This is a genomic window from Agrococcus sp. ProA11 (assembly GCF_039880525.1).
Taxonomy (GTDB): domain Bacteria; phylum Actinomycetota; class Actinomycetes; order Actinomycetales; family Microbacteriaceae; genus Agrococcus; species Agrococcus chionoecetis.
The window spans coordinates 499,621-513,049 of the sequence record NZ_CP156989.1 but is presented as its reverse complement, the minus strand read 5'-3'; the positions used below and the strand labels follow the sequence as shown (position 1 = coordinate 513,049).

The 13,429-nt window shown below is 70.8% G+C and carries 12 protein-coding genes, 1 tRNA gene and 1 other RNA gene; 4 read left to right on the top strand and 10 right to left on the bottom strand.

Annotation, left to right across the window (positions count from 1 at the left end; genetic code table 11):
- Positions 1–17: 17 nt before the first annotated feature.
- Together ABG090_RS02460 and ABG090_RS02455 are read right to left on the bottom strand one after the other, a co-directional pair.
- Complete coding sequence (locus ABG090_RS02460) at positions 18–476, bottom strand: RidA family protein (RefSeq protein WP_347756081.1); 459 nt, start codon at positions 474–476, stop codon at positions 18–20.
- Positions 473–646 (bottom strand): hypothetical protein, encoded by a 174-nt coding sequence (locus ABG090_RS02455; RefSeq protein WP_347756079.1) that lies wholly within the window; start codon positions 644–646, stop codon positions 473–475. The genes ABG090_RS02460 and ABG090_RS02455 overlap by 4 nt, the downstream gene beginning before the upstream one ends.
- A gap of 49 nt (positions 647–695) precedes the next feature.
- On the opposite strand from ABG090_RS02455, the gene ABG090_RS02450 reads away from it, so the two are divergent.
- The 3 genes from ABG090_RS02450 to ABG090_RS02440 all read left to right on the top strand — a co-directional run bounded on the left by ABG090_RS02450 (position 696) and on the right by ABG090_RS02440 (position 4,302).
- A complete protein-coding gene (locus ABG090_RS02450; RefSeq protein ID WP_347756077.1) occupies positions 696–3,248 on the top strand; it encodes a transglycosylase domain-containing protein in 2,553 nt (850 codons plus the stop codon).
- A gap of 52 nt (positions 3,249–3,300) precedes the next feature.
- Positions 3,301–4,179: a metallophosphoesterase gene (locus ABG090_RS02445; protein WP_347756075.1), complete on the top strand. Its 879-nt coding sequence runs from the start codon at positions 3,301–3,303 to the stop codon at positions 4,177–4,179.
- Positions 4,180–4,225: 46 nt separating this feature from the next.
- Positions 4,226–4,302, top strand: a tRNA-Pro gene (locus ABG090_RS02440).
- 196 nt (positions 4,303–4,498) lie between these two features.
- On the opposite strand, the gene ABG090_RS02435 is transcribed toward ABG090_RS02440, so the two are convergent.
- The 3 genes from ABG090_RS02435 to ABG090_RS02425 are packed head-to-tail and all read right to left on the bottom strand — an operon-like array spanning position 4,499 to position 7,211.
- Positions 4,499–5,095, bottom strand: coding sequence for a thymidine kinase (locus ABG090_RS02435; RefSeq protein ID WP_347756073.1), 597 nt, complete (start codon positions 5,093–5,095; stop codon positions 4,499–4,501).
- 2 nt (positions 5,096–5,097) lie between these two features.
- The gene (locus ABG090_RS02430) at positions 5,098–5,721 is read right to left on the bottom strand and encodes a DNA-binding response regulator (RefSeq protein WP_347756071.1); all 624 of its coding nucleotides are present in this window, start codon (positions 5,719–5,721) and stop codon (positions 5,098–5,100) included.
- Positions 5,722–5,729: 8 nt separating this feature from the next.
- The gene (locus ABG090_RS02425; RefSeq protein ID WP_347757456.1) at positions 5,730–7,211 is read right to left on the bottom strand and encodes a malate:quinone oxidoreductase; all 1,482 of its coding nucleotides are present in this window, start codon (positions 7,209–7,211) and stop codon (positions 5,730–5,732) included.
- A 166-nt stretch (positions 7,212–7,377) separates the two neighbouring features.
- On the opposite strand from ABG090_RS02425, the gene ABG090_RS02420 reads away from it, so the two are divergent.
- Positions 7,378–7,686, top strand: coding sequence for a hypothetical protein (locus tag ABG090_RS02420; protein WP_347756069.1), 309 nt, complete (start codon positions 7,378–7,380; stop codon positions 7,684–7,686).
- 60 nt (positions 7,687–7,746) lie between these two features.
- Here the strand turns inward: ABG090_RS02420 and ABG090_RS02415 are convergent, their stop codons facing one another.
- The 5 genes from ABG090_RS02415 to ffs all read right to left on the bottom strand — a co-directional run bounded on the left by ABG090_RS02415 (position 7,747) and on the right by ffs (position 13,421).
- A complete protein-coding gene (locus ABG090_RS02415; protein WP_347756067.1) occupies positions 7,747–8,823 on the bottom strand; it encodes an aspartate-semialdehyde dehydrogenase in 1,077 nt (358 codons plus the stop codon).
- Positions 8,820–10,094 carry an aspartate kinase gene (locus ABG090_RS02410; protein ID WP_347756065.1) on the bottom strand — a complete coding sequence of 425 codons (1,275 nt, stop codon included), beginning with the start codon at positions 10,092–10,094 and terminating at the stop codon, positions 8,820–8,822. Before ABG090_RS02410 ends, ABG090_RS02415 begins: the two co-directional genes overlap by 4 nt.
- Positions 10,095–10,297: 203 nt before the next feature.
- Positions 10,298–10,897, bottom strand: a complete 600-nt coding sequence (gene recR / locus ABG090_RS02405) for a recombination mediator RecR (protein ID WP_347756063.1) — start codon at positions 10,895–10,897, stop codon at positions 10,298–10,300.
- A gap of 1 nt (position 10,898) precedes the next feature.
- Complete coding sequence (locus ABG090_RS02400) at positions 10,899–13,250, bottom strand: DNA polymerase III subunit gamma and tau (RefSeq protein WP_347756061.1); 2,352 nt, start codon at positions 13,248–13,250, stop codon at positions 10,899–10,901.
- A 74-nt stretch (positions 13,251–13,324) separates the two neighbouring features.
- Positions 13,325–13,421: signal recognition particle sRNA small type (ffs, locus tag ABG090_RS02395), an RNA gene on the bottom strand.
- Positions 13,422–13,429: the final 8 nt, after the last annotated feature.

Below are 13,429 nucleotides of genomic sequence, written 5' to 3'. Positions count from 1 at the left end.
CGACCTACGAGGGCGGGTCAGGCGTAGGCGACGATCAGCTCGACCTCGACGGGCGCGCCCAGCGGCAGCTCTGCCACGCCGACGGCGCTGCGCGCGTGGCGTCCGTCGTCACCGAAGATCTCGCCCAGCACATCGCTGGCACCGTTGACGACGCCCGGCTGGCCCCGGAAGCCCTCCGCCGACGCGACGAAGCCGACCACCTTGACGATGCGGGTGACGCGATCGAGCGAGCCGATCTCGGCCTCGATCGCGGCGAGCGCGTTCAGCGCGCACTGCCTGGCGTCAGCCTGCGCGTCCTCCGGCGAGACCTCCGCGCCGACCTTGCCGATGCGCGGCATCGCGCCGTCGACCATCGGCAGCTGACCCGAGGTGTACACGAAGCCGTTCGCGGAGACCGCTGGCACGTAGGAGGCGACCGGCGGCACGACGGCCGGCAGCGTGAGGCCGAGTTCTTCCAGGCGCTGCGCGATGCTCACGCCGCGTCGCCCGACTCGACGGGGCGCTTCAGGAACGCGACCATGCCGCCCTCGGGGCCGTTCGCGACGTGCACGAGCTCCCATCCGTCCCCGCCCCAGGTGTTCAGGATGGCGGTCTCGCGGTGGATGAGGAGTGGCGTGGTCGCGTACTCCCAGATGGTCTTCGACATCGTCTGTCGTCCCCTGCCCTCATAGGTTGTTCCCGTACCCTGACATGCTATGGCCGCCACACGACACAAGCCAGGAAGCCTGCTCGGCTCCCTGCTCGGGCTCATCGGGTTCTCCGCGATCGCCGGGATCCTCGTCTCCGCGACGCTGACCCCTGCCCTCGCCGTCGCCTCGAGCGCGGCGAACAGCGGCCTGGACCTCTTCGAGAGCCTGCCCTCCTACGCCCAGATCAACCAGCAGGCGGAGCGCAACCGCATCTACGGCCTGCGCGACGGCCAGCCGGTGGAGATCGCGCAGTTCTACGCGCAGGACCGCCAGGTGCTGCAGTGGAGCGATGTGCCGTCGACGGCCGTCAACGCCCTCGTCGCCGGCGAGGACCGCCGCTACTACCAGCACGGTGGCGTCGACGCGCCATCCGTGATCCGCGCCGGCATGTCGCAGCTCGGCTTCGGCGGGGACTCCGGCGCCTCGACCCTGACGATGCAGCTGGTGCGCCAGCAGATCGCCATGGATGCGTTCATCCGCGGCGACGAGGAGACCTACGCGCAGCAGTACCAGGAGAGCTACCAGCGCAAGCTCGCCGAGATGCGGCTCGCGATCGGTCTCGAGCAGGAGTACACGAAGAACGAGATCGTGCTCGCCTACCTCAACATCGCCAACTTCGGCGGCAACATCTACGGCATCGAGTCCGGGGCGCAGCGCATCTTCAACAAGTCGGCCTCGGATCTGTCCATCGCCGAGTCCGCGGCCCTGATCGCCACGGTGCAGAACCCCTCGATCCGCAACCTGTTCGAAGCGGACAACTGGCCGCGCAACCAGGAGCGACGCGACTTCATCATCAACCGCATGGCTGCGGAGGGCCTGATCACGGCCGATGAGCGTGACGAGGCGCTCGCCATCCCCGTGGACGAGAACTTCGTCGACATCCAGCCCGCGAACAACGGCTGCATCACCGGTTATGACTCGGCGCGCTTCTTCTGCGACTACGTCACCCGCGTGCTGCAGCGCGACCAGGTCGACGGCCACTACATCCTCGGCGCATCGCAGGCCGACAACGCCGCCGCGCTCTTCCAGGGCGGCTACCGCATCTACACGTCGATCGACCTCGACCTGAACGACGCCATCCAGAGCACGGTCGACCAGCTGGTGCCCAACGACGAGACGCGCTGGCAGTCGGGCGCCGCGGTGACGCAGCTCGAGGTCGGCACGGGCCGCGTGCTGGCGATGGTGCAGAACAAGGACTACTACAACGGCGAGGGCGCGCCACCGACCGCCACGAGCGTCAACTTCAACGCGGATGCCGAGCACGGCACCTCAACCGGCTTCCAGCCGGGCTCAGGCTTCAAGGTCTTCACGCTCGCGCAGTGGATCATCGACGGCCATTCCGTGAACGAGCAGCTCGACGCGACCCGCGAGGAGTGGCCGCTGGGCTCATTCACGGCCGAGTGCACCGGGCTCGTCTCGGAGCCCTGGGACCCGCAGAACAACGAGGGCAACGAGTACGCGCGGATGACGCCGACCGAGATCATGGTGAACTCCGTGAACACCGGCATCGCGCGCATGGCCAGCGAGCTGGATCTCTGCGACATCCACGACACCGCGGAGCGGATGGGCGTCTACCCCGCCAACGGCGAGTGGGACATCTTCGCTCCCGCCGTGATCGGCTCCGGTTCGACCGTGACGCCGATGGGCATGGCGACCGCCTTCGCGACCATCGCCAACGGCGGTGTCGCCTGCGAGCCGATCGCGATCGACCGCATCATCGCGCGCGACGGCACCGAGGTCGCGCCTCCCGGGCAGGACTGCCGCCAGGCGATCACGCCGGAGGTCGCGTCGGTGATGCAGCTCGTGCTGAACGAGGTGACCGAGCGCAACCCGATCAACAACCCCGCAGGGCCGACCCCGGTGATCTCCAAGACTGGAACCACCAACAACGTCGTCCAGACCTGGGTGAACGGGGCCAGCCCGACGGTCGCCACCTCGGTGTGGGTGGGCAACATCGTCGGCAACTACTCGCTCCAGGAGCGGTGGAACGTGCGGTCGTCCATCTTCACGGCCGCGATGGGCGAGGCCATCAACCGCTATCCCGGCGGTGAGTTCCTCTCGCCCGATCAGGACACGCTGCGCGGCAACGCCAACGAGCTGCCGAGCGTGGCCGGCCAGAGCGTCGCCGACGCCGAGGCGACCCTGACCGCGGCGGGCTTCACGGTGCAGGTCGCCGATCCGATCGAGGGCCTGCAGGACGAGGGGCTCGTCGAGTACACCGCGCCCGGCGCGGGCTCGCTCGTGACGACGCAGACGCCGATCATCATCTACCCCTCGAACGGCGGCCTGTCGCCGGATGCGGAGCCGGAGTCCACCGAGGCTCCGTCGGGATCGACCTGGCCGAATCTGGTCGGGCAGGCGCTCTCCGATGCGCGCGCGGCCCTGGGCAGCGCCGGCTTCGATGCCGAGCTCATGCAGATCACCTGGCAGGACCACGGCGAGGCCAACGTCTGCACCGTGCTCGCGCAGAACCCGCTCGCTGACGCGCCCGGCGCGCCCGGCGACCCGATCTCGGTCGTCGTCGGCACGAACGCATCCGGAGGCGACCCTGGCTGCTAGCCCGAGAGCGCTCGGCGCGCTCGTCGGCGGCACCCTCGCCGCGGGCGCCGCCGTGGCCGCCTATGCGACGGCCATCGAGCCGCGAGCGTTCCGCGTGCGCACGGAGACGCTGCATGTGCTGCCCAAGGGCGCGCGACCGATCACCGTGCTGCACCTGGCTGACATCCACCTGGCGCCGTGGCAGTCCGACAAGCTCGACTGGCTCTCCGGGCTGACCACCGTCGAGCCGGACGTGATCGTCAACACGGGCGACAGCCTCGGGCACGCCGCTGCCCTGCCCGTGCTGGCCGACGCGCTCCGGGTGTTCGAGGGTGTGCCGGGCTTCTTCGTGCACGGTTCGAACGACGTCTACGGACCCGAGTTCAAGAATCCGCTGCGCTACTTCGGCGGCCCGTCGAAGCCCAGCGGCGGCGCGTCGAAGCGACTGGACACCGAGGGGCTCGAGCGCGCGTTCAAGGAGCTCGGCTGGCTGAACCTCAACAACCTCGCGCGGGCGATCGAGGTGCGCGGCACGACCGTTGCCGCATTCGGGGTCGCCGACCCGCATCGGCACTGGGATCGTCTCGACCAGACCGAGGCCGCGATCTCACGGATGCGCAAGGCCGTCGGCGACGCGCCGCGTGTCACGCTCGGCGTCACGCACGCGCCCTACCAGCGGATCCTCAACGCGTTCGTCGACCTGGGAGCGGATGCGATCCTCGCGGGCCACACGCACGGCGGCCAGGTGCGCATCCCGGGCGGGCATGCGCTCGTCACGAACTGCGACATCCCGCGCGCGCAGGCGTCGGGGCTCAGCAGCTGGACGCATGAGGGGCGCTCGGTGCCGCTGAACGTCTCGCAGGGCATCGGCTCGTCGATCTTCGCCCCGTTCAGGCTGGGCACGCCACCGGAGGCGGTCGTCGTGTCGCTGCGGCCCCGCGACATCGGGTAGACTGGTGCGGTTGCTCTGCCGGGTCTCAGATCCGGCGACGTGACATCGGGGTGTGGCGCAGCTTGGTAGCGCGCGTCGTTCGGGACGACGAGGTCGCAGGTTCAAATCCTGTCACCCCGACCATGTGTGAAGGGCCCTCGCCGGCAGGCGGGGGCCCTTCTGCTGTCCCGGTCTCGTGACATCCGCAGGTCGAGGAGCGGGCGGCGAAGCCGCGCGCGTCACGAGACCGACTGGTCGCGTTCGGTCTCGTGACGCGCTCGGGCTGCGCCCGAGCGCTCCTCGACCTACGGGGGACCTACGGGAGGCCGACGAGCGCGGTTCAGACGCCCAGGCGGCCGCCGGACTCCTGCAGGTAGCAGGTGGCGCAGAGCGACTCGTAGGTGACCGACTCGCCATCGATGGCGACCTGGTCGCCGTCGAAGACGAACGCATCGCCGATCTTCCGGCCATTGAACATGGCCTTGCGGCCGCAGCGGCAGATCGTCTTGAGCTCCTCGAGCGAGTGGGCGAGCTCGAGCAGGCGGGCCGACCCCGGGAACGCGTGCGTCAGGAAGTCGGTGCGGATGCCGTAGGCGATGACCGGCACGCCGCGCTCGACTGCGATGCGCAGCAGCTCGTCGACCTGTCCGGGCGTCAGGAACTGCGCCTCGTCGAGCAGCAGGCACGCGACCGGCTCGTCACGCGTTGCGGCGGCAGCCTCGAACGCGGCCGCAGCGGATTCCTCCGGCCCCACGAGGAAGTCGACCTGCCGGGTGACGCCCAGGCGGGAGACGATGTCTCGCTCGCCCTTCGTGTCGGTCGACGGCTTCGCGAGCAGCACTCGCTGCCCCCGCTCCTCATAGTTGAAAGCGGCCTGCAGCAGCCCGGTCGACTTGCCGGAGTTCATCGCGCCATAGCGGAAGTAGAGCTTGGCCACGGCTAGAGGATCCCGTCCTCTTCGGCACGCGCGATCAGCTGGGCGCGCTTGCCCGCTGCCCTGTCGACCGCGGCGTACTTCGCCCGCACCCGACGGAGGAACGTCTTCGCGGTCTCATAGCCGACCCCCATCTCGGCGGCGACCTGCACGGTGGTGCGCCCCTGCACGTAGTGCGCGAGCGCACGCCGCTCGCTGCGCGAGAGCCGCGGGCGCGGGCGGACGTCGCTGTCGAGCGTGCGCTGGCCGCGTCGACCCGTCGGTCGCAGTCTGCCGATGCGGCTCACCACCGCTGCGGCCGCCTCATCGCGCGGCACGACGGCCACGCCCGCCTGCTCGAGCGCCTCCTGCTGCGCGGCGCTGACGTCGGCATGCACGATGACCAGCGCGCCCGCGGCGAGTGCCGTCTGGGCATGTGCGAAGAGCGCCGCGCCGGACGCCTCAGCGAGCAGCACGACGTCGCCGGGGAACTCCGCCTCCGTCACCAGCTCGGTGAACCGCGCAACGACGCCCGTCAGGCGCAGCGACGGATCCGCATCGACCGCTGCGCGGAGCGCCGCGGCGAGCGCGCCGTCGGCGACCACACTCACCGACCGCTCCGCGGCGATCTCGCGATCGGGAATCGACATGGCTGCGCCTACGCGGTCGAGACGTGCGCGACGCCGGTCGGGTCGGCGTCGGCGTCGGCCGCCTCGGTGAGCCGCAGGACGCGCGCGGTGCGCGCGAGCGAGTCGCGCGCCGCGGCCGCATCCTCGTTCAGCCTGGTTCCGTAGCTGGGGATGAGCTCGCGGAGCGTCTCCTGCCAGCGCGGCAGCTGCTCCGGGAAGCATCGCTCGAAGAGCGTCAGCATCACGTGCACGGCGGTCGAGGCGCCCGGGGACGCCCCCAGGAGGCCGGCGATCGTGCCGTCCGCGCCGGTGACGAGCTCGGTGCCGAACTGCAGCACGCCACCCTTCTCGGCGTCCTTCTTCATGACCTGCACCCGCTGACCGGCGGTGATGAGCCGCCAGTCCTCATCCTTCGCATCCGGCATGAACTCGCGCAGCGCGTCCAGCCGCTGCTTGCGCGACGCGAAGACCTCGCCCATCAGGTAGCCGACCAGGTCGAAGTTCGCGAGCCCGGCGCGCACCATCGGCCAGATGTTGTGGCCCTTGATGGTCTCGAACATGTCGGTGTAGCTGCCGGTCTTGAGGTACTTCGGGCTCCATCCCGCGTACGGGCCGAACAGCAGGCTGGACTCGCCGTCGACGACGCGCGTGTCGAGGTGCGGCACCGACATGGGCGGTGCGCCCACGCTCGCCTTGCCGTAGACCTTGGCCGTGTGGCGTGCCACGACATCCGGGTTGTCCGTGCGCAGGAACGCACCGGAGATCGGGAAGCCCGCGAAGCCCTTGGCCTCGGGGATGTGCGACTTCTGCAGCAGCTTCAGCGCGCCGCCGCCGGCGCCGACGAAGACGAAGCGCGCGGTGACGCTGAAGGGCGCCTGCCCGACCTCTCGCCGCATCTTGATGCGCCAGTCCCCCTCCGGGCGGCGCTTGAGGCCGGTCACGGTGACGCCGGTGCTGATCGTCGCGCCGTTCTCGGCCATCCTGCCGATCAGCATGCGCGTGAGCGCGCCGAAGTCGACATCCGTACCGTCGGTGGAGCGCGTTGCGGCGATCGGCTGCGACTTCTTGCGCCCGGGGATGAGCGTCGGGGCCCAACCGCGGATCACCTCGGCGTCCTCCGAGTACTCGATGCCCGCGAACAGCGGCTCATCCTTCAGCAGCTCCCACCGGCGGCGCAGGTAGTCGACGTTGTCCTCGCCCCAGACGAAGGTCATGTGCGGGGTGGGAGAGATGAAGCCCTTCGGATCGGGCAGCGTGCCGTCCTCGACGAACGACGACCAGAGCTGGCGGGAGAGCTGGAACTGCTCGTTGATCTCGACCGCCTTCGCGGTCGTCATCGAGCCGTCCTTGCCCTCCGGCATGTAATTGAGCTCGCACAGCGCAGCATGGCCCGTGCCCGCGTTGTTCCAGGGGTTCGAGGACTCCAGGCCGACCTCCGGAAGGCGCTCGAAGAGCGCGATCGTCCAGGACGGCTCCAGTCGCTGCAGCAGGGCACCGAGCGTTGCGCTCATGATTCCCCCGCCGATGAGGGCCACATCGATCGTCTTGGTCACGCCTTCGATCCTAGAACAATGCTCGTGGACGGTTGACCGAGTCCCAGGGATCCGCCAGCGGCGGAGCCCTAGCATGGGGCGCATTCGGCAGCGACGCTGTCGGGATCGACGAGAGGAGCCAGTCATGGGAATCCTGGACGACGCCAAGGACAAGCTGGGAGATGCGAAGGACAAGCTGGGCGACGCCGCCGACTGGGTCAAGGATCGCGCCGAGCACCTCGGGGAGCAGACGCACGACGCAGGCCAGACGATCGGCGTGAAGGCAGCCGACGCGAAGCACTGGGTCGAGCAGCGAGTCGGCACGCAGACGGCCGACGAGACCGCGTCACCGCATGCTGGCGGGGGCAGCGACGTCGCGGACGAGCGCGTCGATGCGGCTGCCGACACGGCCGCGCCGGCACCGTCTGAGCAGGATGGGGACGCTCGGGCCTGAGCAACAGCGAGGGGCGCGCCGATGCACCGGCGCGCCCCTCCCCCGACGGGGTGCTCGGGCTCAGCCGAGCCGCTGCGCGACCAGCTCCGCGAGCTGCACCGCGTTGAGGGCAGCGCCCTTGCGCAGATTGTCGTTGGCGACGAAGAGCACGAGCCCCTTGCCGGGCTCCGCGGACTGGTCGGCGCGGATGCGGCCGACCAGGGAGGCATCCGCCCCGGCAGCCTGCTGCGGCGTCGGCACGTCGACGAGCTGCACGCCGGGCGCCGCCTCCAGCAGCTCCCGAGCCTGCGCAGGACTGAGGTCCCGCTCGAACTCTGCATGGATCGCGAGCGAGTGGCCGGTGAAGACCGGCACGCGCACGCAGGTGCCAGCCACCCGCAGCTCCGGGCGCTGCAGGATCTTGCGCGACTCGTTGCGCAGCTTCTGCTCCTCGTCGGTCTCGGCGGATCCGTCGTCGACGATCGCGCCCGCCAGCGGCAGCACGTTGTGCGCGATCGTCTGGGTGTAGACCGCGGGCTCGGGGAACTCGATCGCCGAGCCGTCGTGGGTCAGCCGCTCGGGCTGCTGCCCCTGCGCGCGCTCCAACTGGCCGCGCAGCTCCTCGACACCCGCGAGACCGGAGCCTGAGACCGCCTGGTAGGTGGCCACCACCAGACGCACGAGACCGGCAGCCAGGTCGAGCGGCTTCAGCACGGGCATCGCGGCCATCGTCGTGCAGTTCGGGTTGGCGATGATGCCCTTGATGGCACCGGTGATCGCGTGCGGATTCACCTCGGAGACGACCAGCGGCACCTCCGGGTCCATCCGCCAGGCAGAGGAGTTGTCGATCACGATGACACCCGCGTCGGCGAACTTCGGCGCCAGCCGCTTCGAGGTCGACCCACCCGCGGAGAAGATCGCGATCTCGAGTCCGGACGGGTCGGCCTGGTCGGCGTCCTCGACCGTGATCGCCGTGCCCCGGAAGTCGATCGTCGTGCCTGCGGATCGCGCGGAGGCGAACAGCCGCAGCTCGTCGATCGCGAGGTCGCGCTCGGCCAGCAGGCGCAGCACCACGCTGCCCACCTGACCGGTAGCGCCGACGACGCCGATGCGCACCGCGCGCGTGGCGCCGGGCTCGGCGCTCAGCTGCCGGATCATCGGCCCGTCCCCGCGTGCACGACCGCGTCCTCGGCCGCGTCGAGGTCGAAGGCCGAATGCACGACCTTTACCGCGTCGATCAGCTGGTCGGCGCGCGTGACGACCGAGATGCGGATCTCCGAGGTCGAGATCATCTCGATGTTGATGTCCGACTCCGACAGCGCCCGGAACAGGCGGGCGGAGACGCCCGCATTGGTGCGCATGCCTGCGCCGACGAGCGCGAGCTTGCCGATCTGGTCGTCGTAGCGCAGCTGCTCGAAGCCGACGGCCTCGCGCTGCGACTCCAGCGCGTCGAGCACAGCACCAGCTTCCTCCTTCGGCAGCGTGAAGGAGATGTCGGTGCGCCCGGTCGAGGCCTCCGAGACGTTCTGCACGATCATGTCGATGTTCGCGCCCGTCTCGGCCACGATCGTGAAGATGCGGGCAGCCGTGCCCGGCACGTCAGGCGTGCCGGCGACGGTGATCTTGGCCTCTGACAGGTCGTGGGCGACGCCCACGATCATCGGCTCTTCCATTTGGGACCCCGTCCTCTCTGGGTCGTACACGATGGTGCCCTCGTCGTTCGTGAACGACGAGCGCACGTGGAGGGTGACGCCGTGACGGCGCGCGTACTCGACGCTGCGGATGTGCAGCACCTTCGCGCCGCCGGCGGCGAGCTCGAGCATCTCCTCGCTCGTGACGCGAGGGATGCGGCGAGCCTTGGGCACGACGCGCGGGTCGGCGGAGAAGACGCCGTCGACGTCGGTGTAGATCTCGCACACGTCGGCCTGCAGTGCCGCGGCTAGTGCCACCGCCGACGTGTCGGAGCCACCCCGGCCGAGGGTGGTGATGTCGCCGGTGACCTTGTTGAAACCTGCGAAGCCCTGCACGATCGCGATCCGACCCTGATCGAGCGCGTCGCGCACGCGACCGGGCGTGACGGAGACGATGCGCGCGGAGCCGTGCTTGTCGTCGGTGAGCATGCCTGCCTGGCTGCCCGTGAAGGACACGGCCTCGGCACCCTGTGACTTGATCGCGAGGGCGAGCAGCGCCATGGAGATGCGTTCGCCCGCGGTGAGCAGCATGTCGAGCTCGCGGCCGCCCTTGGGCAGGCTCGGCACGACCTGGTGTGCGAGGTCGAGCAGCTCGTCGGTCGTGTCGCCCATCGCGGAGACCACCACGACGACGTCTTCGCCGCGCCTGCGCGTCTCGACGATGCGCTTGGCGACGCGCTTGATCCCCTCGGCGTCGCCCACACTGGACCCGCCGTACTTCTGCACGATGAGGCTCACGCCGTTCCTCTCCACCCGGATCGTTCAAGTCTAGGCGGGCGTAGGTGCCGCGGATGCCGCCTGGGAGGCGGGCGCCGCAGCAGGGGCGGGGTCTTGGGACGCGGGCGGGCGGGCCGGCGGAGGTCTCGTGACGCGGGCGGCTGCGCCGCCCGCTCCTCGACCTTGAGTCCTGCGCGCTCACCGCAAGGGTGAGCGCTCCGGACTCAACGCTCGACGGTGCGGCGCCCCTCGAAGGCCCGGCCGAGCGTCATCTCGTCGGCGAACTCCAGGTCGCCGCCGACCGGGAGCCCGCTCGCGAGCCGTGACACGCGCACGCCCATCGGCAGCAGCGAGCGGATGAGGTAGGTCGCGGTCGCCTCGCCCTCGACATTGGGGTCGGTGGCGATGATGATCTCCTCGACCGACGTGTCCTGCAGCCGAGTCATGAGCGACGCGACGCGCAGCTGGTCGGGGCCGATCCCCTGCATGGGATTCAGCGCGCCGCCCAGCACGTGGTACAGCCCTCGATACTCACGGGTGCGCTCGATCGCCACCACATCCTTCGCCTCCTCGACGACGCAGATCGTCGTGGGCACGCGGCGCGGATCACGGCAGATGGCGCAGCGCTCCTCCTCGCCGATGTTGCCGCAGATGACGCAGAAGCGCACGCGCTGCCGCACCGTCTGCAGGATGCTCGCCAAGCGGTCGACGTCGAACGTCTCCGTCTGGATGATGTGGAACGCGATGCGCTGGGCCGACTTCGGCCCGACGCCAGGCAGCCTGCCGAGCTCGTCGATGAGGTCCTGGACGATGCCGTCGTACATGTCAGCGCTCCCCTCGCACCCGCGGGCGCTCCTCGATCAGCTCGGCGCCGAGCTCTTCCCGCACCACGGACTCGCCGTAGCGGGCGGCCTGCGATGCCGAGAGCGCCGGCTCGGGCGCGGGCGCGGCCTGCGCGAGCTCGTCGAGCGACGGCCCCGCGGGTGCCGACGCGGGGGCCGGCGCGGCTGCAGTCACGACCGGTGTCGGAGCGTCCGGCGCCGAGACGAACGAGAACGGGTCGGGCTCGTCAGGCAGCGGCTGCTCTGGCAGATCCTCCGGCGGCGCCTCGGCATCGCTCGGAATGGCCGCGACGGCCCAGCCCGTCACGGGCGCAGCCGACTCGGGTGCCTGCCGACCGGCGCCGCGCGAGCCCGACGCAGGCGCCGGAGTCGCCGTCGCTGCGCGCCCCGGCGTCGATGCGGGTGCCGGTGCGGCCGTCGGTGCGGGGGTCGAGGCCGACCCGGATGCTGCACCCGGCTCGGGCGCCGCAGCGGCTGCATTGCGTTGCGGGGCAATCGCGGTGACCGCGGGCGCGTCAGCGGGCGCTGCGGCTCGGTGCACATCGTTGTCAGCGGCCGACGACTGCTCCTTCGCGCCGCGCGCCGACGGCGCGAGGCGAGCGATGTACTTCACCTCGATGCCCAGGAGGCTCTTGATCGCGGTGCGCAGCAGGTCGGCGATGCTGGGCTTCGCGCCCTGCGACTCGCGGAAGCGCTGCACGTCGGCGTCGGACTGGAAGCCGAGCACCAGGACGTCGCCATCCCGGAGGTCGATCGGTGTGGTGTTCGTCACGAGCATCCAGGCGGCGCGGTGCTGATCGGCGAGCCCCTGGAGCACCTCGTCCCAGGCATCGCGCAGCTGCGCGAGCGTGATGGGAGCGGCGGGCGCCACGGCCACATCCGGTGCGATCGCTGCACCCGCAGGCGCGGGCGTGGCTTCCACCGCGGGCGGCGGCGCCTGCGGGTCTCGCGTCGACGACCCGTTGCGCCCAGCGGGACCCGGTGCACCGGGTCCGGTTCGACGGGAGGGGTCCCCCGCCTGATCGGCGTGCGCGGGAGGCTCGGCGGCGGGGGCCGCGGCAAGTGCGCCGGCGGGCACCGCAGGTGCGGCGGGGGGCGCGGCGGCAGGAGGCGCGGCGGCAGCAGGCGCGCCGGCTGGCGCTGCGCCGTCTGACGCCGCAGGCGCGGCGGAGGGCGCTGCGCCGTCGAGCCGCTGCTCGATGCGCTCCACGCGGGCCAGGGTGCCGACCTCGACGTCGCCCGTCTCGGGCACGAGCAGGCGCGCCGCCATCAGCTCGAGATGCAGGCGCGGGCTCGTCGCGCCGGCCATGTCGGTGAGCGCCCTCGCCACGATGTCGGCTGCGCGCGAGAGCTCGGCTCCCCCGAAGCCGCCGGCCTGCGCGACGAGCGTCGCCAGCTCTGCCTCCGGCACGCCGTGCAGGATCGCGGCAGGGTCGGCCGCAGCATGCGCGACGATGAGATCCCGAAGCCGCTCCAGCAGATCCTCGACGAAGCGGCGCGGATCCTGACCGGTCTGCACGACGCGGTCGATCGCCGCGAACAGGCTCGACGCATCAGCGGCCGACAGCGCCCCGATGATCTCGTCGAGCAGCTCGCCGTGGGTGAAGCCGAGCAGCGCCACGGCGCTCTCGTAGGTGACCTGCGCCTCGGAGCCGGCGATGAGCTGGTCGAGCAGGCTGAGCGTGTCGCGCGCAGAGCCTCCACCGGCGCGCACGACCAGGGGAAGCACGCCTGGCGCGACCTCGACCCCCTCCTCGCCGCAGAGCTGCTGCACGTACTCGAGCATGGGCGCCGGCGCGATGAGCCGGAACGGATAGTGGTGCGTGCGGGAGCGGATCGTGCCGATGACCTTGTCGGGCTCGGTCGTGGCGAAGATGAACTTGATGTGCTCCGGCGGCTCCTCGACGATCTTCAGCAGCGCGTTGAAGCCGCCGGAGGTCACCATGTGCGCCTCGTCGATGATGAAGACCTTGTAGCGATCGCGGCTGGGCGCGAAGGTCGCCCGCTCGCGCAGATCGCGCGCGTCATCCACACCACCGTGGCTCGCCGCGTCGATCTCGACCACGTCGAGCGACCCGCTGCCGTCGCGTCCGAGCTCGACGCACGAGTCGCACGTGCCGCACGGCTCGGGTGTCGGGCCCTCGGCGCAGTTGAGGCAGCGCGCGAGGATGCGGGCGCTGGTGGTCTTGCCGCAGCCGCGGGGACCGGAGAAGAGGTAGGCGTGGTTCACCCGGTCGGCGCGCAGGGCGGTGCGCAGCGGATCGGTGACGTGCGCCTGCCCGATGAGCTCAGAGAACGACTCCGGCCGATAGCGGCGGTAGAGGGCGGCGACCATGCGACCCAGGCTACTTGCCACCGCTGACTCGCGCGGACGCCTCCACAGTCGGCCGACCCACGTCGCCCGAAGACGAGAAGGACCCCCCGCGCACCCGCCAGAGCCCGGTTGCCCTTGCTTCGTCTCCGACCTGGGGGAGTTGGCCTGGATGGCGCCACGCGGGGAGCCGCATCCATCCT